This window comes from Paracoccus stylophorae, assembly GCF_028553765.1.
Lineage (GTDB): Bacteria > Pseudomonadota > Alphaproteobacteria > Rhodobacterales > Rhodobacteraceae > Paracoccus > Paracoccus stylophorae.
The window spans coordinates 2,374,832-2,394,294 of record NZ_CP067134.1 but is presented as its reverse complement, the minus strand read 5'-3'; the positions used below and the strand labels follow the sequence as shown (position 1 = coordinate 2,394,294).

The following is a 19,463-nucleotide window of genomic DNA, read 5'->3' as shown; positions in this document are numbered from 1 at the left end:
GGCGTCACAACCCTACGCCGCCCTCGTCGCTGGTCTTCAAATCATGTAGCTCGACCGCACCGTGCGCCGCCGCGGTGCCATTCGCCGCGGGACTGGCACCGCCGTTCCCGCCCCGGCCTCCGTCTCGCCTTGCTTCACCACCCCAAGCTGCGCCTCCAGATCGGCCCACCGCGCCTCCGGCCAGCGATCCGCCCCGAGAATCCACGCCGCCGCACGGGCATAGATCCGGCAATCCAGCGCCTCGTTGCGCTCGCGGAGCTTCTGCCATTCGAGCCGCGCGAAGCCGCGTTTCGTGCGGACCGTCACCAGCTGCTCGGCGGTCAGTTGCTTCAGCCATTCGCCATCCGCCCAGTCCGGCAGATGCACCGAACCGGGCGGGCACAGCGCGCCGGCGGCCTGTTCTTCCCTCGTCGGCCGGTCCTGCCGCAGGAAGCGATAGGTCTCGGCCTTGAAGGTCGAGACCGCCACCGTCCAGAGCCGGGCCCCGCGCCGCAGCCGCTTGCCACCGATCGTGGCGTCGACATAGGTCGGCCCGGTCACCGGGCTCGAGCGGTTGAAGCCCTCGACACCCTTCACTGGCGCCACCTGCGCGAAGCCGACCTGCCGCGACCAGGCATAGACCGCGCTGGTCTCGTAGCCGGTGTCGATCGCGAGCCGCGCCAGCGCCATCGTCTGGCCTGAGGCATGCGCCCATGTGCGGCCGAGCAGCTCCGTCAGCTGCTGCCAGCAGGCCGGATCGCCCGGCCCGCCCTCGAGCACGAGATGGTCGACCAGCCAGCTTTCGAGCCCGCGGCCCCAGGCCCAGACATCGACCTCGATCCGGTCCTTCTGCACGTCGGCGCCCGCGGTCAGGAACAGCCCAGCAGCCGGCACCGTGCCTGGAGCCCACGCCTCGCGCCGGTCCGCCAGCCGCTGCCAGTCGGGCGCCTCGCCGGTCTCCATCCAGGTCTCGCCGAGGATGGTGTTCCGGAACGCCCGCATCGCCTCGTCGCTGCCCCGTGCCGCCTCATGTGCCCGCGCGATCCGCTGCCAGCTGAGACAGCCCACCGGCGAATAGAGCGCCGAGAGGTGGTAGCCGACCGTCGCCGGATCGGTGGCCGTGGCGGTCGCACGCCACTCGCCGCGCTCGAGCATCCTCGTCTTGTGGTGCTCGGCGATTGCCGCGTCGCAGCCCTCGCAGAGATACTCGGCCGTCTCCGGCCGCCCCTTTTCCCAGCGCAGCCGCTCGAACCTCAGCCACTGCATCGCGTCGCAATGCGGGCACGGCACGAAGTAGCGCCGCTGGTCCGATGCCTCGTATTCCCGCTCGATCCGGCTCAACCCCCGGATCGTCGGGGTCGACACCAGGAACACCTTGCGCCGATGGGCGAAGGTCAGCGACCGGGCTTCCGCCAGCGTGATCGGGTCGCCTTCCTCGTCGGCCGAGGCCGGATAGGCGTCGACCTCGTCGAGGAAGATGTAGCGCGCAGGCGTCGAGCGCAGCCCGACCGCCGAGTTCGCCCCGGTCATGATCAGGATGCCGCCCGCGAACTCCTTCGACAGCATCGTGTTGCCCGCGTCGCGCGAGCGCGCAGGCTTCACCCGCTCCCGCAGGTCCGGGCTTTCTTCGATCAGCGGATCGATCCGCTGGCGCGAGTTGCGCTTGGCCAGTTCCACCGTCGGCTGGACCGCCAGCATCGGGCCCGGCGCCTGGTGGATCACGAAGCCGATCCAGTTGTTGCCCGCCTCGGTCGCCCCGACCTTTGCTGCCTTCATGAACACGATGCGCTGCGTCGGATCGCCGGGCGACAGGCGATCCATGATCTCGCGCATGTAGGGCGTGCGCGCGGTCCGGTACTGTCCCGGCTCGGCCGAGGCGCGCGAGGCGAGCTTCCGGTGACGGTCCGCCCAGCTCGAGACGGTCAGATCCGGGTCCGGGCGCAGGCCCCGCGACCAGGCGCGGATCAGCGCGGCAGCGCCGTCGAAGGCGAAGACCTCGTCATCCAAGCCCCGGCCGGATCTCCGCGAGGCTGTCGAGCTGGGCGCGGACATGGGCCTCCAGAACCTTCTGCATCAGCGCCGCCTCCACCTCGTATCCGTCCCCCAGCGCCGCGGTGAGTTCCGAGGCCATCAGCGCCGCGACCCGCGCCGGCCAGGTCACCCATGCGTCCCGCTCCGCCCGCGCCAGCCGGAACACCAGCGCCAGCGCGCGGGCCCGCTCGATCAACTCCCCCTTCAGCTTCTGCAGCCTGATGCGCCGCTCCTGCGCCTTCAGCACCTCGTTCGCGGTCTTGGCCTGCAGAAAGGTCGTGCCGCCGCCCACCGCCGGGACCGCCAGTCCCTGTTCGCGCAGGGTATCGCCGACGGCGGCCACCGCCGCCTCGGGGACAGGCTTCAGCTTCGGCGCTGGTGGCTTCCGGGTCTTGGACGGATCGGTTGTCTCGGCCCGCCGGGCGTCGCTGGCGGCCGCGTTGATGCTGCCGTCGGGATAGAGGACCAGCCGCTCGGCCGTCTTCGCCTTCTGGATCGCGCCCCGCGACAGCCCGACATGCGCGGCGTACTGGCGCTCGCTCATGCGCTGCATCGACGGCTCCGATTATCATTCAGATTCATGTGCTTATCGAGTTGATATGCGTCGCGGACAGAGGGAACGTGTCTCCAGAAGGACGATGCAACTCGACCCAAGGAGCCACCCAGATGACCCGCCGCAAGACCGACCCCGCCGCCGCCCGCGACGCGCTGATCCTGGAGATCGCGCAGCGCCGCTTCTTTCTCGAAACGCTCGAGACCCGGAACTCCGACCGGCTCGATTTCCACGACGTCGCCGTCTGGGCGATCCGCGACGCGCTCGCCGAGGCCTACGAGGCCGGACGCCGCGCCGCCACCCAATCCTGAAAGGACCCCGCCATGAGCACGACCACCATCCGCATCGATCACGACGCCCTTCCGGACCAGTTCGACCGCTCCCGCCCCGATGCCGTCGCCGAGGTGATCGAGGCCGCCCTGCGCGAGGACGGGATCGCGGCCGAGGTCTCCGACGTCATCTCGCACCTCAAGATCGAACTGCCCACTGCGCAGCTCGCCGCCGCCAGCGCATCGCTGGCCGGGATGGGGCTGATCTGAGCGCGGGCGGCCAGATAGCAATCATATGGCTCTGAATTGCCTACACTTTCCGGCCAAGCAGAGCGATTCTGATTGCACAAGGACGATGCAACTCAGCCACGGAGCCACCCCGATGACCCGCCGCGCGACCGACAACACGAAAGCCCTCGACGCCTTCATCGCCGCCAAGACCGAGATCGACGCGATGTTGGAGCGGCTCGCCGCCCTGAGCGCGGACCATTTCGAGACCAGCCCCGACGAGATCAACTGGGGCCATGTCGGCACCCTGAACCACTACCGCGACCGCCTGCGCGAGATCACCGACAGCGCCTTCAATGAAGGCGAATACGCCAAGTGAGACGACCCGCTCCCGGTCCTGCCCGCCGACTGGCGGGCTCGACCTCGTAGAAGGGCCCGCATTCCGCACGCCCCGATACGGAGACGACCATGACCAAACTTTCCGACACCCAAGCCCTGATCCTGAGCGCAGCCGCACAGCGCGAGGACCGCATCGCCCTGCCGCTGCCCGAGAGCCTGCGCGGCGGGGCCGCCGCCAAGGTGGTCGGTGCGATGCTCGCCAAGGGCTTCCTCGAGGAGGTCGACGCGGACATGCGCAAGGGCGAACCCGTCTGGCGCGAGACCGGCGACGGCCACGGCGTCACGCTGGTCGCCACCGACGCTGGCCTCGCCGCCATTGGCATCGAGCCCGACGACGCGAACACCGCGCGTGTAGGCACGACGGACGTGCCGACCGAGGAGCCCGCGCCGGACGCTCCCGCCGGACCCGAAGCCGCGCCAAAGGCGCGCACGCCGCGCGAGGGCACCAAGCAGGCCACGCTGATCGCCATGCTGCGCACGCCGGATGGCGCGACCATCGAGGAGATCATGGCTGCGACGGGATGGCAGTCGCACACGGTGCGCGGCGCGATGGCCGGGGCGCTGAAAAAGAAACTCGGGCTCGAGGTGACCTCGGAGAAGGTCGAGAACCGGGGACGCGTGTACAAACTCCCTGCCGCCTGAGGAACCGGACCCCGACAAGTCGATGGCCGCCGTCCCTCCGGGGCGGCGGTCGATTATTTGGCGCTCCGCATTCGGATCGCCTCGAACACCCGCCGCAAGGCGAAGGAACGGGCGATCGACACGACGGTTTATGCTGAGCGCAGGATTATGCGGAGTCGTCCGGGCGTTGGTGTCGCAAGTATCTGACCCGCATTTGTTTTCCTGCCTGCATCGGTCGGCATAATCGGATTGTCCTTCGTGTGGCGCCGCAGTGGCGCCTTTCACGGAGGACAACATGAACGAACTCAACGCGCCGGTCACACGGCGACGCCTTCTGGATGCAGGACCGCACCAAGCCCTGGTTGACGATTATGCCCGGTATCTTGCCGCAACCGGGCTTTCGCACGTTTCGGTTCGGATCCATCGGGGCTCCGCCCTGCATTTCCTGGCCTGGAGCGTCCAGAGCGGCATCGCGCTGGATCATGCCGGGCAGGATATCGTGGCGCGGTTCGCTGCGCATGATTGCCAGTGCCATTCGTCGCCGCGCTCGCTCGGGCAGTACTACATCAACCGGGTCGATGGCTTCGTGCGCTACCTCGCGGCGCGGGGTACTCTGCCGCCGCAGCCTGTGGCCGAGGCACCGGCGGTGGACCACAACGTTGCGGACTGGCTCGATGCGCAGGCCCGGCAGCGCGGGTTGGCAACGGTCACCATCGCGCGGCACAGTCGGATGCTGGCGCAGATCCTGCCGCTGATCGGCAGCGACCCATCGCGTTACACGCCCCGGATTATCCGCGACGGTTTGATCGAACACGCCCGGACGGCGCGGTCCGTGCATTATCCGAAGATGGTGGCAAGCGCGCTGCGCCTGTATCTGCGCCACCTTGCGCAGCGCGGGGTCGCCGCGCCCGGCCTTGACCGTGCGGTTCCCACGGCAAAGACTTGGCGACTGGCGAGCCTGCCGCGCTATCTGGAGCCGGACGCGGTCGAGCGGCTGATCGCGTCCTGCGATCCCGAGACCCCGGGCGGCCGCCGTGACCGGGCGATCCTTCTGCTGCTGGCCCGCTTGGGGCTTCGGGCGCGCGATGTGGCAGAGCTGCGCCTGGCCGATATCGACTGGCGTGCGGGGAACATAGCTGTCTGCGGCAAAGGTCGCCGGGAAGTCCGGTTGCCATTGCCGCAGGATGCAGGCGACGCCCTGATTGCCTGGCTGAGCGGGGCGCGGCCAGCCGCCTCGGGCGATACTGTATTCTCGCGGCTCTTGCCGCCCTTCGATCCCATCAGTTCCGGCGTAGTCGGCGGTGTGGTGCGCCGGGCGGTCGGTCGGGCCGGCATCGAGAATGCGCCCTCGCGCGGCAGCCATCTGCTCAGGCACTCGGCCGCCATCGCGATGCTGCGCGGCGGCGCCACGCTGGACGCCATCGCCACCGTGCTGCGGCACCGGTCGACCGACACCACGGCGCATTACGCGAAGGTGGATGTCTCCATGCTGGGGGACGTGGCGCAAGGCTGGCCGACCGACGGACCGGCATGCCCAGTGGCACCACCGCTCTTCGGCCTGGTCTGGCCGGAGGGCGCGCCATGCTGAGCCGCGACCTCGACGACTACATCGCGCTGCAACGGGCCCGCGGGTTGAAGTTCACGACCCAGCCCTGTCTGCTCAGGAGCTTCGTGGCTGCGGCCACCTTGGCAGGCGATACGCATGTGACGACCGCCCGCGTGCTCGACTGGGCGGTGCGGACGACATCCGACGTACAGGCGCGCAATCGCCTGGCCGTTGTCCGGCGCTTTGCCGAACATCTGGCCGTCGCCGACCCGGCACACGAGGTCCCGCCCGCCGATGCCCTCGGGCGCTGGCGCTTCGAACGGCGGATGCCGCACATCTATACGGGCGACGAGATTGCCGCGCTGATGATGGCAGCCCGGCGGCTCGGTCCTCCGGGTTCGATCCGGGGCGAGACGCTGGCCACGGCGATCGGCCTTCTGGCGGCAACAGGCCTGCGTGTCTCCGAGGCGCTCGGACTCGACACGAGGGACATGACGTCCGAGGGGCTGGTGATCCGCGAGACCAAGTTCCGCAAGAACCGCCTCGTCCCCTTGCATCCCACCGCACGGACGGCGCTTAAGTGCTACATGCGGCGGCGTGCGCAGGTCCGGGGCGCGGGCGATGCACTGTTCGTGAACGACCACGGCCGACGGCCGTCCTATGTCACGATTTACGCGCTCTTCCTGCGGATCGGCCGCGAGACCGGCATCCGCGGCTTGCCCGGCGAGAAAGGGCCACGGCTCCACGACCTGCGCCACACCTTCGCGGTGCGCTCGCTCGAGGCCTGCGACGGCGACCGCCGCGCGATCTCGCGGCACATGCTGGCGCTGGCCACTTACCTTGGCCATGCCGATCCCAGCCACACCTGGTGGTATCTGCAGGCGACGCCGACGCTGATGAGGCATATTGCCGATGCGGGCGAGGCCCTGATGGCGGAGGGTATGGCATGACGCCCCTCGCTCCGCATCTGTCCGCCTTTCTGCGCGACCACCTGCCGCGCGAACGCGGCGCCTCGCAACATACCATCGCATCCTATGCGCATTGTTACCGGCTGCTTCTGAGCTTCGCGGCCGAGCGACGAAAGACGAGGCCCAGCAGGATCGTCATCGAGGATCTCGATGCGACCCTGATCTGCGCCTTCCTGGATCATCTCGAGGCGGAGCGGTCCAACACGGCCCGCAGCCGCAATGCCCGGCTCGCGGCGATCCATTCGCTGTTCCGCTACGTCGAGTATCGCGTGCCCGCTTGCCTCGATCAGGCGCGGCGGATCCACGCGATCCCGATGAAGCGCAGCGCGCAGCCGCTGGTGGGTTACCTGACGCGGGCCGAGATGCAGGCCCTGTTTGCCGCCCCCGATCTGCAAACGGCCGCGGGGCTGCGTGATCAGGCCATGCTGCATCTTGCCTTCGCGGCGGGCTTGCGGGTCTCGGAACTGACCGGCCTCCGGTTGGACCAGTTCGACGATGCCGCGTTGCCCAGCCTGCATGTGATCGGAAAGGGGCGACGTGAACGCATCCTGCCGCTCTGGCAGGACACGGCCCGCGCCGTCCGGCGCTGGATTGCGGTGCGCCCGAAATCGGCCGACCCGCAGTTGTTCCTGAATGCCGCCGGTCGCATGATGACGCGATCGGGGTTCGAATACATCCTGCGAAAACACGCCGCCGCTGCGGCGAAGGCGGCCCCCTCGATCGCGGCCAAGCGGGTGACACCGCATGTCCTGCGCCACAGTTGCGCCATGCACACGCTGCAAGCCACCGGAGATGTGCGCAAGGTCTCGCTCTGGCTTGGCCATGCCAGCGTCCAGACCACCGAGATGTACCTGCGCGCTGATCCAACAGAAAAGCTCGAAGCGCTGACCGCCATGGGGCCGCCAACCCTGCAACGCGGCCGCTTCACCGTGCCGGACAAGCTGATGGCAATGCTGTCCGACGCCGGTAACGGCCGTAATTATGCGGAGTGAACTCCGCCGAAAAACACCGTGGCGTCGGGTATCGGCGCCGCGGACTCCGCATAATCCTGCGCTCAGCATAAACCGTCTTATGCCGAGCTCGGCATAACACGGTGAAGATGGCGCCCATCTTCAGGTTCTGCGCCAGCGTCGTGTGCAGCCCGAAGATCGGGAAGATCAGGATCTGCGTGAGCACCGCAACGCCGTAGCCGACGACCACGTTGGCGACGGACTCGACCAGCGACATGAGGTGGGACTGTTTCATGCTGCGGTAATTCGCTTTCGCGCGGGTTCAGGGGCGGCGTCCGTGTCCGGCGCGTCGGCCGGGGCTTCGGCACCGTCGCTCAGCCGCTCGGCTCTCACCTGCGCGAAGGTCCGGCCATCGCCGTCGAGGATTGCGTCCTTGCCAGTCTCGGCTTGCCAGCGCTCCACAGCCACATCGACATAGGCCGGGCTGATTTCCATTGCGAAGACGCGGCGGCCGTTGGCCTCGCCCGCCATGATCTGCGAGCCGGACCCCGAGAACGGCTCGTAGCAGAGGCCGCCGCGGGCGACGTGCTGGCGCATCGGGATACCGAAGGCATCGAGGGGCTTCGGCGTCGGATGATCCGGGCGCTCGTCCTTGGCGAAGGACGGCATTTCCCAGGTCGAGGGCAGCGTCTGCTCGGCCACCTTCGGCGGGCGGTTGGGACGGCGCCAGCCCATGAAGCAGGGCTCGTGCTTCCACAGGTAATGCGACCGGGTCAGAACGCCTCGGTCCTTCACCCAGATGATCTGCTGGTGCACAAACGCCCCCGCCTTTTCCCAGCAGGCTTCCAGCATCGCCTGGCGGCGCGAAGCGTGCCAGCAATACCAGGCGGCATCCTCGGTGATCGCCTCGGCGACGGCCGCCGCGATGAAGCCGTCGTAGAGGTCCGCGCCCTGCGAGCTGTCGTCCCAGGTCACGCCGTAGGACTGCGACCAATCCTTGTTGCGCGTCGGGTGGTTCGAGCCGTCGTAATCCACTAGATAGGGCGGGTCGGTCGCAAACAGCACCGCGCGTTCGCCATTCATCAGGCGGCGGACATCGTCATGGTTCGTGCTGTCTCCGCACAAAAGCCGGTGGTCGCCGAGGATCCAGAGATCGCCGGTGCGCGAGGCCGGATTGCGCGGCGGCTCAGGGATGGTCACCGGCGGCACCGAGCCCCCGGCACCAGCATCTTCACCGCCCCCCTCCGGCACGAAGGCCAGCAGCTTGTCCAACTCGCCGTCCGAGAAGCCGACCAGCGACAGGTCGAAATCCTCGGCCAGCAGCTCGTTCAACTCGGCCGACAGCAGTGCGTCGTCCCAGCTTCCAAGTTCGGTCAGTTTATTGTCGGCGATCCGATAGGCCCGGCGCTGCGCCTCGGTCAGATGGCCGAGTACGATCACCGGGGCCTCGGTCAGCCCGAGCTGCGTCGCAGCCAGCACGCGCCCATGGCCCGCGATCAACTCGCCGTCCTCGCCAACGAGGCAGGGCACGGTCCAGCCGAACTCGGCCATGGAGGCGGCGATCTTCGCGACCTGGTCCGCGCCATGCGCCTTTGCGTTCTTCGCGTAGGGTTGCAGGCGCGCAAGCGGCCACATCTCGATCCGCTCGGGGGCAAAGGCGAGGGTCATTAGAGTTCCTGTCGATGATGGGTGGGCTGCAATCGGCGCCGCCGCGCGGGTGGCTTCCGGCTGGTGGAGTCCACCGGCTTCCAGCTGGATTCTGGAGTCCAGGGTATCCACCCCGGAGTCCACCAGATAAAGCATTGCTATTGCGTCGTTATTTCAGGTTGCGCGGTGGCTTCCGAGCTGGGTGGCTTCCCAAAATTCCGGCCCTGTCGCTGGCGATATGCCGCGCTGCGCCCTCCCGTATACGCAATGGCCCAGAAGGAACCAGAAACTTCAACGGGTTAGCAAGTGGACCCCGCCTGGACCCCGGTGCGGAGTCCGGGGTCCAGCAGGAAATCCGGTCACCGCTCCCGCGCGTTCGGTGCACGGTTTCTCGGCCCATACAGCTTCTCGCCCAGCTGCCGGACCATTTCCCGCTCTGGCCAGCTGAGACGCTCGTCGTCGATGGAGACGGCGAGCATGCCCTGGTCGCGCCAACCATCCCGTTTCACACGGTCCGCGTCCCGCCGCTCGCCGCCATAGCCCAGAGGATGCCAGCGCATCGTCTTCATGCACGCCCCTCCCGCCGCTCTCGTTCCATGGCCGCGCGGGCCTGCTGGGCCCTGCGACGGTCGCGGTCGTTATCGAGGTCGATCCGGCTCTCGCCGGTCTCGCGGCTGATATGGCAGCCCTTGCCGTGACGCGCCCAGGCGATGAAGGCGTTGTCGATCCTGCCGTGGAGCGAGATCAAGGAGCTCTGGTTGGCGACCGAGATGAGCGGTGCGAGATGGCGCGAGATGAACGGCAGCCAGTCCGCGGGGTTCGGGATCACGATGTGCTCGACGAAGGAGAGCGGCGTCTCGATCAGCACGAAGAATCCATGGATCTCGCTCGGCCAGAACCGGATCTCGAGGGCGCCGCCCAGCATGCCCTCTTCGGTCAGGAGCGTGTGCTCGCAATCGAGCACGCGGTCGAAGGCCCGGTGGAAATCCACGCGTTCGGTCTCGCTCAGCCGCTCGGCCTCGCGGTACCAGTCGGGCAGCTCCGTGTCGTGGAAGCGGCCGGCGTCGTAGAGGCGGATCCTGTCGTAACTCATGCCTCGGTCTCCTCTTCTGGTTGGGTGTGATGGGGGTGGCGCAGGGCGGCGGGCTTCGCGGCCTCCAGCCGGGCGGACAGCGCGTCGAGCGCGGCCCGGCGCGCGGCGAGAACGGCCTGCATGCTGGCGGTCAGGCGGGATGCGAGCGTGTCGAGACGCGCGGCGTCGGCGGGATCGGGCACCCCGGCGTCGGCACCTGCGATGACCCGCATCTCGAAGCTGGCGAGCGGCCCGAGGCGGTTGGTGAGCCAGGCTTCCGGATCGGGGATGCGGGAGAGATCGACGCGGGCGGTCCGGGCGCGATGGCCGGGACCTTCCGGGCGATAGGTCACCTCCGCGGAGGAGTGTGACATTTGGCTATTATAGAGATCCCTATAATAGCAGTTTGTCACACTCCTCGACCGATCCTGCCGCGCGGCGGCTGCCGTAGGCCAGAGCTCCGGAAAGCAGGCCGCCATGTTGGCGGCGTTCTCGAGCACGATGCCGCTGAGCGCCATCAGGTCGCGTCGAGTCGGCCGGAGGTCGGACCAGGGCACAAGCGCGTCGACGGTGACCGGCAGGACGACGTCCGTGAGCAGGTCGATCTCGAGCAGGGTGGCGGCGGTGCGGTTGACGCCGCGCCCGCGGCCCATCGCCTGGATCAGCTCGCCCTCGCATATGCACCAGCGCACGGCCTCGGCGATCGGATCGGCGTGTTCCTCCATCGCCAGCGGCGCGGTCCGGTCACCCACGAGCCGGACCCGGCGCTCGACCATCGGATACCACCAGCCCGCGTCCTCCGGGTTCGGCGCGGGCACGCGGCCGGTCAGGGCCATCGCGATCAGCTCGACCGTCCGCGGCGCGGGAAGCGTGCGGCCCAGCACGACCATGCCGCCGATCCCGCCCCAGCGGTCGAGCCCGCTCAGCGCGTTGAAATGCACCGCCTCGACCCGCGGCGGCAGCCCGGCCGACCTGAGCGCATCGATGGCGGCCTTCTGGCCCACCACCAGCAGATCGATTGCCTGGCCGGGTCGATGGCATTGGCGGGCCCGGAGGTCGATCCAAGCGCGGAGGTCGCGCAGCCGGGTCGCGGCGGCCTTGCGGTCGCGCTCGGTCGCGTCGGCCGAGGGCGTCAGCGCGCGGGCCGAGGTCGGGCTGCCGGTCACCTGGCGGACGCGGACATGGGGCTGGCGCGCGGCGACGGGCGCGCCGATATCGATCCGCGGCAGGTAGGTCTGGACGAGTTCCGGCCGCAGCGTCGCATCGAGATGCAGGATCGGCGCCTGGGCCGCCCAGCCTTTCCTCATGGTGCTGCGCCAGCGCAGGCGGAGCGCGCGGACCGAGCCCGCCTCCGTCATCTCGTGGACGAGTTCGGCACCGGCCGCATCGTGGCCGTTCTCCAGCGCTTCGGCGAGGATCAGCCAGAGCGTGGCGCAGCGCCCGGGCGGCGCCCACGGCTCGCCCGCGGGCGGCAGGACAGCCTCGATGCGCTTGCGCCGTTCGACCGGCGACATGCCGGGGCGGAGGCCCGCATCGCGCATCCGGCGGCGTTCCAGCGTCGCGGCATGGCGGCAGTCCTCCGGGGTAAGGCCGACCGCTTCGAGGAGGCCGAGGCGCAGCGGACCCGGTTCCGTGACCCGCAGCGCCTTGCAGAGCCGCTCGCGGGCCGCGATCAGGTCGGCGGTGGCGCCGACATCCATCTTGCCATTGCCGTTGTAGCACGTGAGCGAGGTGCGGCCGGGCTCCAAACCGTCCTGCGTCAGCGTCGCCTTGCCGTCGAGACCGCGCAGGCCGGACTGCCAGAAGGCTTCGTCGATGACGAGGAGCCCGACCTCGCCGATGGCCTGCGGCTTCATGTGGAACAGGCTGTCATGAGCGCAGACGATGACCTGCGCCGCCTGCGCGTGCGGCTTCTGGCGCTGGTAGCCGCAGTCGTGAAACCAGGGACAGAGCAGCAGCTCCGCCCCGGTCTTCACCTTGCAGCAGCTCTGTTCGACCGGATGCTCGATCTCGAGCGCGTCGAAAGTCGCCTCGGGGTCGAGGCACATGAGCTGGTCTGGGTTGTCGTCGGTGGGATCGGGCGCGGTGCGGCCCTTCCAGAGCATGGTGCTGAGGCCCAATGCCTCGAAGGCGGCAACCTGCTCGGCACCGAGATCGTGGCGTGGGACCGCATAGACGACCTTGCGTGGCCCAAGCCCGCCCGCGGCGATCAGCTCGGCGATGGCGACGCGCGCGCTTGAAGTCTTGCCGAGACCCACGTCGACCGGCAGGCCGAGAAGCGGCGGCAGCGCCGCGCGGGCCACGATGTTGAAATCGAGGGGATCGCGACTGGCGTCTTTACTTTTGGCCTCCTCAAGCGCCGCCTCGACAGCGGCCCAGTAGTCCGGGATCGCGGCCATGAAACCGGCGATCGCCTCGGAAAGGCTGGCACGCGCCTCGTCGGGCGTGAGGACTGGCGCGGGATAGGTGGGCGGTGGCGGCGGGATCCGGGCCGCGCCGGCGACGAGCGCGGCGACGGCGTCCCGCCCCTCGGCGCAGAACAGGTCGTTGGCATCGCCCGGTCTGTCCGGGACGGCCAAACGGCCATCAACGGCTTTTGCGACCTTGCGCGCGGCTTCGATGCCGGGATTGCCGTCGCGGTCGGGCTTCGCGTCGTTGTCCGCGACGAGGACGAGGTCGACCGTCGGAAATCGCGACCGGAGCGCCTCGGCGACCGGCATCAGGTTGCCCGCGTCCATCGCCGCGACGACCCTGTGCCCGGTCGCCATGTACAGGCTCGCGCCGGTGGCCCAGCCTTCGCAGATCAGGACGGGGCCAGCAGGCTCCGGGAGCGGCCCCGGCTCTGCGCCCACCACCGCGAAATGACCCTTCTTCGCGCCACCGGCGAGGAAACGCTTGGCCCCATCGGGCGCGATGGTCTCGACACTGTGCAGGCGGCCATCGCCGTCTTGCAGCGGCACGACGAGGCGGCGGCTCGCGTCCATGCGCAGGGCGAGAGGCACGGCCTGCTTGGCGACGAGATAGGGATGGTCGGCCGGGGCGGAACGGGCGCTGTCCCAGATTCGGGCCGCGCGCTCGGCAGCCTCGTCCGCCCGGTTTGGCGCGGGCGCGGCATCGTCATCGGAGTTGCTCTCGGGCGGCGGCGCAGCGGCCAGCGCCGATGGCGGCTCGCCCGGATCGTTTGCGGGCGTTGCGCCTGGTGTCGATCGCTGACGAGCTGGCCTAGGCAGCGCCGCCATGCCGATCCGGTCGGCAATCCAGTCGGTGGCATCCTCGCGCGCCATGCCGAGCCCGAGGCCGACGAGATCCGAGAACCAGCCGCCCCGGCCTTCCTCGTGGTCGAACCACATCCCCGCCCGCGCGCCGGAAATGACGACCGAAAGGCTGCCCTTGCGGCCCCAGCGCCATTCCTGGCCCGCCCGAAAGGTCGGCTTGCCCAGAAGCTCCACCGCAAGCTCCGGCACCCGCGCGCGCAACTCCGCATCGAAGGCCCGCCAGTCCCGCCCGCTCATCGCCGCCCCCGCGGAACGGCCGCATCCGGACCGGTCGGCAAGAGAGCCGATGCGGCGGGGCGCAGGAGGTGGCGGAGACAGTCGGACACGGGGGCTGCGGAACCGGAAGGAGGGCGTTGTCAGCCCCGGTTCTGCCGCCCTTCAGGGCGCCCTCGCGACGTTGGAACCGGTCCGCCCGGTAACGCGAAGCCTCAGCGGAAAGGGGTGACCCCTTCCGGCAAGGCATTGGAAATACGTCAGTTCATGGGTGGAGCCCAAGAGGCACAATGGCCCTATTGGAGCGTTCCTGGTGACCCGACCCGATCAGTGGGGTGACCCCTCGTCTGCGCGAACAGGGTGAACGGTTCCCCCCTCCTTCGGGATGCAGACGCCGTGGGCTCACCCCTCAAAGTTGGCCATTGTCAGAGTTGTTCGGGGCCCTTCCGCGATCCAAGTGCCGCCAGCCAGCGCGGCAAGTCCGAACGGCTGTGCAGTACGTCCACCACGATCACCTGTTCCGGCGTCTCGACGAACACGATGAAATGCTGGCCCGCCCGCGTGAAGCGCAGGTCCTCCGGCAGGTCGGGATCGATGAGGCGGCGGCAGTCCTGCGAGGGTGCCTCACCCGCGGCGATGGCGGCGCAGCGGGCGATGAGGTCGGCCTCGTAGGCCTCGGCCTGGCGCGGCCCGAAGGTCTCCAGCGTCCAGCGGGCGATCTCGACGAACGACCGTTCCGCCTGCCGCGTCAGCCGCCACGGCTTCGGCATCAGGACGCAGTGCGCGCGGCGTCAAAGGCCCTGCGGATCGCGTCCTCACCGGAGCCCTCGGCGAGCGCACCCGAGCGTGCTTCCTCCAGTCCGGCGGCAAGCCGCGCGCGCAAGGCGGTCATCTCGGCCTCCTCGCGCTCGAGCAGACGCAGCCCGGCCCGGAGCGCCTCGGACGCATTCTGGTAGCGGCCATCGGCGATCAGCCGCTCGATCAGGTCGGTCTGGCTATCGGTCAGGACGACATTGCGGGTCGGCATCGGCATCTCCATTGGCGCGTTGGCAATATATGCCAGTCAATTCGCTATGTCGACCAGTGTTGATCCCGCGAGTCAGCCGGTCTGCCGCAGATCGGGCCCCAGCACCCGCTTCGCTCCACCACGCTGTGCCGAGGGCAGCCGGATCAGCGTGGCCATTGCGTCGGCGAGGTTCCTCGACACCGGCTCGCCCTCGATCTCCTGCTCGAGGAACCAGTCGACGAGACAGTCCTTCTTGCCCTGCGTCTCGGCCGTGATCCCGAACTTCGCAATCGCTGCCTGCATCAGTTCGAGATAGGGTGTCGTGTAGGGCACCTTGTCCGCGCCCGCCGCCGGTCGGACGGGCTCGGGCACGTAATCCGGCCAGATCGCCTTCACGAGGAAGCGCGGCATGCGGATGTCGATGAATTCCCAGTCCCGCGCCGTCAGCCGGTCGGAGAGGTACTTGCCCTCCCGCCACTGCTCGGGCCGGATGCTGGTGTGATAGCCCGAATGCAGGCCAAACCCGCTGCTGTTGCCGTAGCCCCAGCCGTTCGGGCGCTCCTCGGTGTAGCGGCCCTGCGCGATGAGATCGCCGTCCCGCAGCGCGACCAGCAACTCGTTTGCCGCCTCCGCCTTCCAGGCGATCGTCGGATCCTGCGGCGGGTTCCAGTGGTTGTGTGCGGGCACGGGCCTCAGTGGCGCCTTTGCCGCCTCTGTTGCGCGCCGCGCGACCGTCACATTCTGCACATGGGCCAGCGCCTCTGCATAACTCCATTGGGTACGGTCGAGCGTCTGCAGCGACATGGGCGGCCTCGTGATTCAAGCGGGATGCCATGAACATAATGGGAACGCCTGAACCCCTCAACCCATTCCGATGGTGCAAGGGCGGAGGGGTTCACCCATTCCCATCGCGCGTGGGGTGACCCGTTCCGAGGTCGCGGGCCGCGGCGCAATGCGTCACCGATGGATCATGATGTTCGATCCCGGTCCCATCCGTCGCCCCAATCCGCTCGCCCCTTCGGCGATGACCGCTGCCGAGCGCCGCGCCGAGTTGTGCGGCCTGCTGGCGCTCGGGCTGGTTCGGTTGCGGATGCGGGATGGGGTTGAAGTATCTGACATTACTGGAGAACGTTGCCTACACTATCCGACCGACCAATGCCGTCATGCAACTCCAACGCACCGGAGAAATGCATGAACAAGCCCGATCCCATCCCCGCGCGCCTGGCCGCGCTCAAGACCACGCCGACGCCCGACTTGAAGCAGCAGTGGCGCGACCTGTTCGACAGCGAGCCGCCGCCGTTCAATCGCCGCTACCTCGAATCCCGGCTGGCGTACCGCATCCAGGAACTTGCCTATGGCGGGCTGAAACCGGAGACGATCCGGCGGCTGGAACGGCTGGGCGAGGAACTGGACGGCGGCGACAGCAAGAAGCGCAGCATCCGCGTCGATCGCGACCGCCCGATCACCGGCACGCGGCTGCTGCGAGAATGGCAAGGGGTCGAGCACGTCGCCACCGTCACCGCCGACGGCTTCGAATGGCAGGGACGGCCGTACAAGTCGCTGTCCGCCATCGCCCGCGCCATCACCGGCACGCGCTGGAACGGCTGGGTCTTCTTTGGGCTCAAGAACCACCGGGGTCGGACATGACCAAGCTGCCTGAAAAGTCGAAGGTCGTCCGCAAGCTGCGCTGCGCGGTCTACACCCGGAAATCCTCCGAGGAAGGGCTGGAGCAGGAATTCAACAGCCTCCACGCCCAGCGCGAGGCCTGCGAGGCGTACATCGCCAGCCAGCGGTCCGAGGGCTGGGTGCTGGTCCGCGATCAGTACGACGACGGCGGCATTTCAGGCGGGACGCTGGAACGGCCCGGCCTGAAGCAGCTGCTTGTGGACATCGAGGACGGGCTGGTCGATGTGGTCGTGGTCTACAAGATCGACCGGCTCAGCCGCTCGCTCGCCGACTTCGCCAAGCTGGTCGAGGTGTTCGACAGGAACGGCGTGACGTTCGTCTCTGTCACGCAGTCGTTCAACACCACGACCTCGATGGGGCGGCTAACGTTGAACATCCTGCTCAGTTTCGCCCAGTTCGAACGCGAGGTTACGGCTGAACGCATCCGGGACAAGGTCGCCGCCAGTCGGAAGAAGGGCATGTGGATGGGCGGGGTGCCGCCCTACGGCTATCGGGTCGAGAACCGGAAGCTGGTGGTCGACGCAGAAACCGCTGCGCATGTGCGCAGGGTCTTCGCCCGCTTCCTCGAGATCGGGTCCTGCACGGAACTGGCGCGGGAGGTGGCAAAGCGCGGCATCCGCACGCCGCGCGGCAACCGGATCGACAAGAAGTACCTGTACCGGATGCTCAGCAACCGCGCCTATATCGGCGAGGCGGTCCACAAGGGCAAGAGCTATCCCGGCGAGCACGACGCCATCATCGACCGGGAGACGTGGGACCGCGTTCACGCGATCCTGCAGGAGAGCCCCCGCAAGCGGGCCGCCCGCACCCGCGCCGAGACGCCCGCGCTGCTGAAGGGGCTGCTGTTCGGTCCCGATAGTGCCGCGTTCTCGCCGACCCACACCCGCAAGGGCGGGCGGCTGTACCGTTACTACGTCAGCCAGACTGTGCTGAAGCACGGCGCCGGATCATGCCCCGTCAGCCGCGTGCCCGCGGGCGATATCGAGGCGGCGGTTATTGACCAGCTTCGCGCCGTGCTCCGCCAGCCCGAGATCGTGGCGGGCACATGGAAGGCGGCGCGCGCCCACGTCGACGACATCTCCGAGGCCGACGCCCGCGCGGCCCTGCAGCAGCTCGACCTGCTTTGGGACGAACTCTTCCCCGCCGAACAGGCACGCATTGTGGCGCTGTTGGTCGAGCGTGTCGACATAGGCACGGACGGACTCAACGTCGGGCTCCGCATCGACGGACTCAGCAGCCTCGCTCGCGAGATGCTGGCCGGGGTCGTCGGAGAAGCGGCGTGACCCGCGCGTCGCCGATCCCCGAGACGGTGACGCTCCACGTGCCGTTCCGCGTCGTGAAGCGCGGCGGGCGCAAGGAAATGCACCTGCCCGATGGTGTCCGGCCAGACCGCAAGGCGGACAACACGCTGGCAAAGGCGCTGGCCCGCGCCTTCCGCTGGAAGCGGATGCTCGAGTCGGGTGAGTTCGCTACCATCGCCGAATTGGCCGAACGGGAGGGGATCGCGCCCTCATACATGACCCGCGTCCTGCGCCTGACCCTGCTCGCGCCCGACATCGTCGAGGCAATCCTGGAAGGGGCTCAAGGGCCGGAGGTGACGCTGGCGCGCGTACTGGAGCCGTTCCCGCTGGAGTGGGAACACCAGGCTACGCACTTCGGCTGAGAGCCGGTCTTGTCTCGACGCGGGTGACAAATTGCATTCACGCAGCGTCGCTTAGGCCTTGAAAGCCCTTTTCTGAGGAGGTTTGAACCGCTCCGGGTTTGCCGGAGGCTGATTGATCTTAGTTAGGCGGCCATGGGTTCAGTTTCCAGAGCCGCGTAGAAGTTGGCTTCGGCTTCTGCGGGTGGGACGTTCCCGATGGGCTCGAGGAGGCGTCGGTTGTTGAACCAGTCGACCCATTCGAGGGTTGCATATTCGACGGCCTCGAAGCTGCGCCATGGGCCGCGACGATGGATGACCTCGGCCTTGAAGAGCCCGTTGATCGTCTCAGCCAAGGCGTTGTCATAACTGTCGCCAACGCTGCCGACCGAGGGTTCGATGCCTGCTTCGGCCAGCCGTTCGGTGTATTTGATGGACAGGTATTGCGATCCACGGTCCGAATGGTGGACCAGACCCATGCCCTTGGTGGGCCGGCGTTCGTGGACGGCCTGTTCGAGGGCATCCAGAACGAACCCGGCATGAGGAGAGGTGCTGACGCGCCAGCCGACAATCCTGCGGGCGTAGGCGTCGATAACGAAAGCCACATAGGCGAACCCTTTCCAGGTTGCGACATAGGTGAAATCCGACACCCACAGCATGTTCGGTGCGGGCACGCGGAACTGGCGGTTCACGCGGTCCAGTGGGCAAGGCAGCTTCTTGTCAGGGATCGTCGTCCGGTGTGGCTTGCCCCGGATAACACCTTGAATACCCATGACCCTCATCAGCCTGGCCACCGTGCAACGGGCCACGTCGAAGTCTTCCCGGCGCAATTGCCGCCAGATCTTGCGAGCGCCGTAGACCTGCCAGTTCTCTTCGAAGACCCGACGGATCTCAGGACGCAGAACCTCGTCCCGGCGCGCCCGATCCGACAACCGCGCCGGGTCGGTCCGCCTGGCCAGATGATCGTAATAGGTGGACGGGGCGATCGGCAGCACTGAGCAGATCGGCTCGACCCCGTGCGCATTCCGATGCGCATCGATGAAATCCACCATCACTTCGACCGGCGGTCGAGCTCCGCCATCGCAAAATACGCGCTGGCCTTGCGAAGGATCTCGTTCGCCTGGCGCAGTTCGCGGTTCTCGCGTTCCAAAGCCTTCATCCGTTCGGCCATCTCGCTGGAAACGCCCGCTCGCTTGCCGCTGTCGACCTCGGCCTTCTTGACCCACTCGTTCAGGGTGTGCCCAGAACAGCCGATCTTCGCTGAAATCGACATGATCGCCTGCCAACGCGAGCCATGCTGACCCTCGTTATCGAGGACCAGCCGGACCGCCCGCTCGCGCACTTCAGGGGAAAACTTGTTCGTCGTCTTGCTCATGATGCT

The 19,463-nt window shown here is 68.1% G+C and carries 21 protein-coding genes and 1 other annotated feature; of the genes, 10 read left to right on the top strand and 11 right to left on the bottom strand.

Annotation, left to right across the window (positions count from 1 at the left end; translation table 11 throughout):
• Nucleotides 1-36: 36 nt before the first annotated feature.
• Nucleotides 37-2,031, bottom strand: a complete 1,995-nt coding sequence (locus tag JHW45_RS11805; protein WP_272857848.1) for a phage terminase large subunit family protein — start codon at nucleotides 2,029-2,031, stop codon at nucleotides 37-39.
• Nucleotides 1,979-2,563 (bottom strand): hypothetical protein, encoded by a 585-nt coding sequence (locus tag JHW45_RS11800; RefSeq protein WP_272857847.1) that lies wholly within the window; start codon nucleotides 2,561-2,563, stop codon nucleotides 1,979-1,981. The genes JHW45_RS11805 and JHW45_RS11800 overlap by 53 nt, the downstream gene beginning before the upstream one ends.
• Before the next feature lie 113 nt (nucleotides 2,564-2,676).
• On the opposite strand from JHW45_RS11800, the gene JHW45_RS11795 reads away from it, so the two are divergent.
• The 7 genes from JHW45_RS11795 to JHW45_RS11765 all read left to right on the top strand — a co-directional run bounded on the left by JHW45_RS11795 (nucleotide 2,677) and on the right by JHW45_RS11765 (nucleotide 7,586).
• The gene (locus JHW45_RS11795; protein ID WP_164614857.1) at nucleotides 2,677-2,874 is read left to right on the top strand and encodes a DUF6900 domain-containing protein; all 198 of its coding nucleotides are present in this window, start codon (nucleotides 2,677-2,679) and stop codon (nucleotides 2,872-2,874) included.
• A gap of 12 nt (nucleotides 2,875-2,886) precedes the next feature.
• Nucleotides 2,887-3,102: a hypothetical protein gene (locus JHW45_RS11790; RefSeq protein ID WP_272857846.1), complete on the top strand. Its 216-nt coding sequence runs from the start codon at nucleotides 2,887-2,889 to the stop codon at nucleotides 3,100-3,102.
• A gap of 112 nt (nucleotides 3,103-3,214) precedes the next feature.
• Nucleotides 3,215-3,439: a hypothetical protein gene (locus tag JHW45_RS11785; RefSeq protein ID WP_272857845.1), complete on the top strand. Its 225-nt coding sequence runs from the start codon at nucleotides 3,215-3,217 to the stop codon at nucleotides 3,437-3,439.
• 89 nt (nucleotides 3,440-3,528) lie between these two features.
• On the top strand, nucleotides 3,529-4,101 hold the full coding sequence (locus tag JHW45_RS11780; protein ID WP_272857844.1) for a DUF3489 domain-containing protein: 573 nt from the start codon (nucleotides 3,529-3,531) through the stop codon (nucleotides 4,099-4,101).
• Nucleotides 4,102-4,375: 274 nt separating this feature from the next.
• A complete protein-coding gene (locus tag JHW45_RS11775; protein WP_272857731.1) occupies nucleotides 4,376-5,668 on the top strand; it encodes a tyrosine-type recombinase/integrase in 1,293 nt (430 codons plus the stop codon).
• Complete coding sequence (locus JHW45_RS11770; RefSeq protein WP_272857732.1) at nucleotides 5,662-6,576, top strand: tyrosine-type recombinase/integrase; 915 nt, start codon at nucleotides 5,662-5,664, stop codon at nucleotides 6,574-6,576. Before JHW45_RS11775 ends, JHW45_RS11770 begins: the two co-directional genes overlap by 7 nt.
• Entirely contained in the window at nucleotides 6,573-7,586 is a 1,014-nt protein-coding gene (locus JHW45_RS11765) for a tyrosine-type recombinase/integrase (protein WP_272857733.1), read from the top strand. The genes JHW45_RS11770 and JHW45_RS11765 overlap by 4 nt, the downstream gene beginning before the upstream one ends.
• Here JHW45_RS11765 and JHW45_RS17970 read toward each other — a convergent pair.
• The 8 genes from JHW45_RS17970 to JHW45_RS11730 form a co-directional block, all read right to left on the bottom strand.
• Entirely contained in the window at nucleotides 7,519-7,821 is a 303-nt protein-coding gene (locus tag JHW45_RS17970) for a DUF7220 family protein (protein WP_419181797.1), read from the bottom strand. The genes JHW45_RS11765 and JHW45_RS17970 overlap by 68 nt on opposite strands.
• A gap of 14 nt (nucleotides 7,822-7,835) precedes the next feature.
• Nucleotides 7,836-9,212 carry a site-specific DNA-methyltransferase gene (locus JHW45_RS11760; protein ID WP_272860604.1) on the bottom strand — a complete coding sequence of 459 codons (1,377 nt, stop codon included), beginning with the start codon at nucleotides 9,210-9,212 and terminating at the stop codon, nucleotides 7,836-7,838.
• Nucleotides 9,213-9,550: 338 nt separating this feature from the next.
• Nucleotides 9,551-9,760, bottom strand: a complete 210-nt coding sequence (locus JHW45_RS11755; protein ID WP_473087550.1) for a hypothetical protein — start codon at nucleotides 9,758-9,760, stop codon at nucleotides 9,551-9,553.
• On the bottom strand, nucleotides 9,757-10,284 hold the full coding sequence (locus tag JHW45_RS11750) for a hypothetical protein (protein WP_272857843.1): 528 nt from the start codon (nucleotides 10,282-10,284) through the stop codon (nucleotides 9,757-9,759). The genes JHW45_RS11755 and JHW45_RS11750 overlap by 4 nt, the downstream gene beginning before the upstream one ends.
• The gene (locus tag JHW45_RS11745) at nucleotides 10,281-13,775 is read right to left on the bottom strand and encodes a toprim domain-containing protein (protein WP_272857842.1); all 3,495 of its coding nucleotides are present in this window, start codon (nucleotides 13,773-13,775) and stop codon (nucleotides 10,281-10,283) included. Before JHW45_RS11745 ends, JHW45_RS11750 begins: the two co-directional genes overlap by 4 nt.
• 401 nt (nucleotides 13,776-14,176) lie before the next feature.
• Nucleotides 14,177-14,521: a type II toxin-antitoxin system RelE/ParE family toxin gene (locus JHW45_RS11740; protein WP_272857841.1), complete on the bottom strand. Its 345-nt coding sequence runs from the start codon at nucleotides 14,519-14,521 to the stop codon at nucleotides 14,177-14,179.
• Nucleotides 14,521-14,778, bottom strand: a complete 258-nt coding sequence (locus JHW45_RS11735; protein ID WP_272857840.1) for a type II toxin-antitoxin system ParD family antitoxin — start codon at nucleotides 14,776-14,778, stop codon at nucleotides 14,521-14,523. Before JHW45_RS11735 ends, JHW45_RS11740 begins: the two co-directional genes overlap by 1 nt.
• 72 nt (nucleotides 14,779-14,850) lie before the next feature.
• Entirely contained in the window at nucleotides 14,851-15,561 is a 711-nt protein-coding gene (locus JHW45_RS11730; protein ID WP_272857839.1) for a hypothetical protein, read from the bottom strand.
• A gap of 387 nt (nucleotides 15,562-15,948) precedes the next feature.
• On the opposite strand from JHW45_RS11730, the gene JHW45_RS11725 reads away from it, so the two are divergent.
• From JHW45_RS11725 to JHW45_RS11715, 3 genes are read left to right on the top strand one after another with little or no spacing between them, the layout of a single operon-like run.
• Nucleotides 15,949-16,404, top strand: a complete 456-nt coding sequence (locus JHW45_RS11725; RefSeq protein WP_272857838.1) for a DUF2924 domain-containing protein — start codon at nucleotides 15,949-15,951, stop codon at nucleotides 16,402-16,404.
• A complete protein-coding gene (locus JHW45_RS11720; RefSeq protein WP_272857837.1) occupies nucleotides 16,401-17,726 on the top strand; it encodes a recombinase family protein in 1,326 nt (441 codons plus the stop codon). The genes JHW45_RS11725 and JHW45_RS11720 overlap by 4 nt, the downstream gene beginning before the upstream one ends.
• Entirely contained in the window at nucleotides 17,723-18,106 is a 384-nt protein-coding gene (locus JHW45_RS11715) for a hypothetical protein (protein ID WP_272857836.1), read from the top strand. Before JHW45_RS11720 ends, JHW45_RS11715 begins: the two co-directional genes overlap by 4 nt.
• Before the next feature lie 122 nt (nucleotides 18,107-18,228).
• On the opposite strand, the gene JHW45_RS11710 is transcribed toward JHW45_RS11715, so the two are convergent.
• A protein-coding gene (locus JHW45_RS11710; protein WP_272857835.1) for an IS3 family transposase occupies nucleotides 18,229-19,457 on the bottom strand; the annotation gives its coding sequence in 2 pieces (ribosomal slippage) (nucleotides 18,229-19,169 and nucleotides 19,169-19,457; 1,230 coding nt in all).
• Nucleotides 19,060-19,176: a sequence feature (AL1L pseudoknot), on the bottom strand. It overlaps the preceding gene by 117 nt.
• Nucleotides 19,458-19,463: the final 6 nt, after the last annotated feature.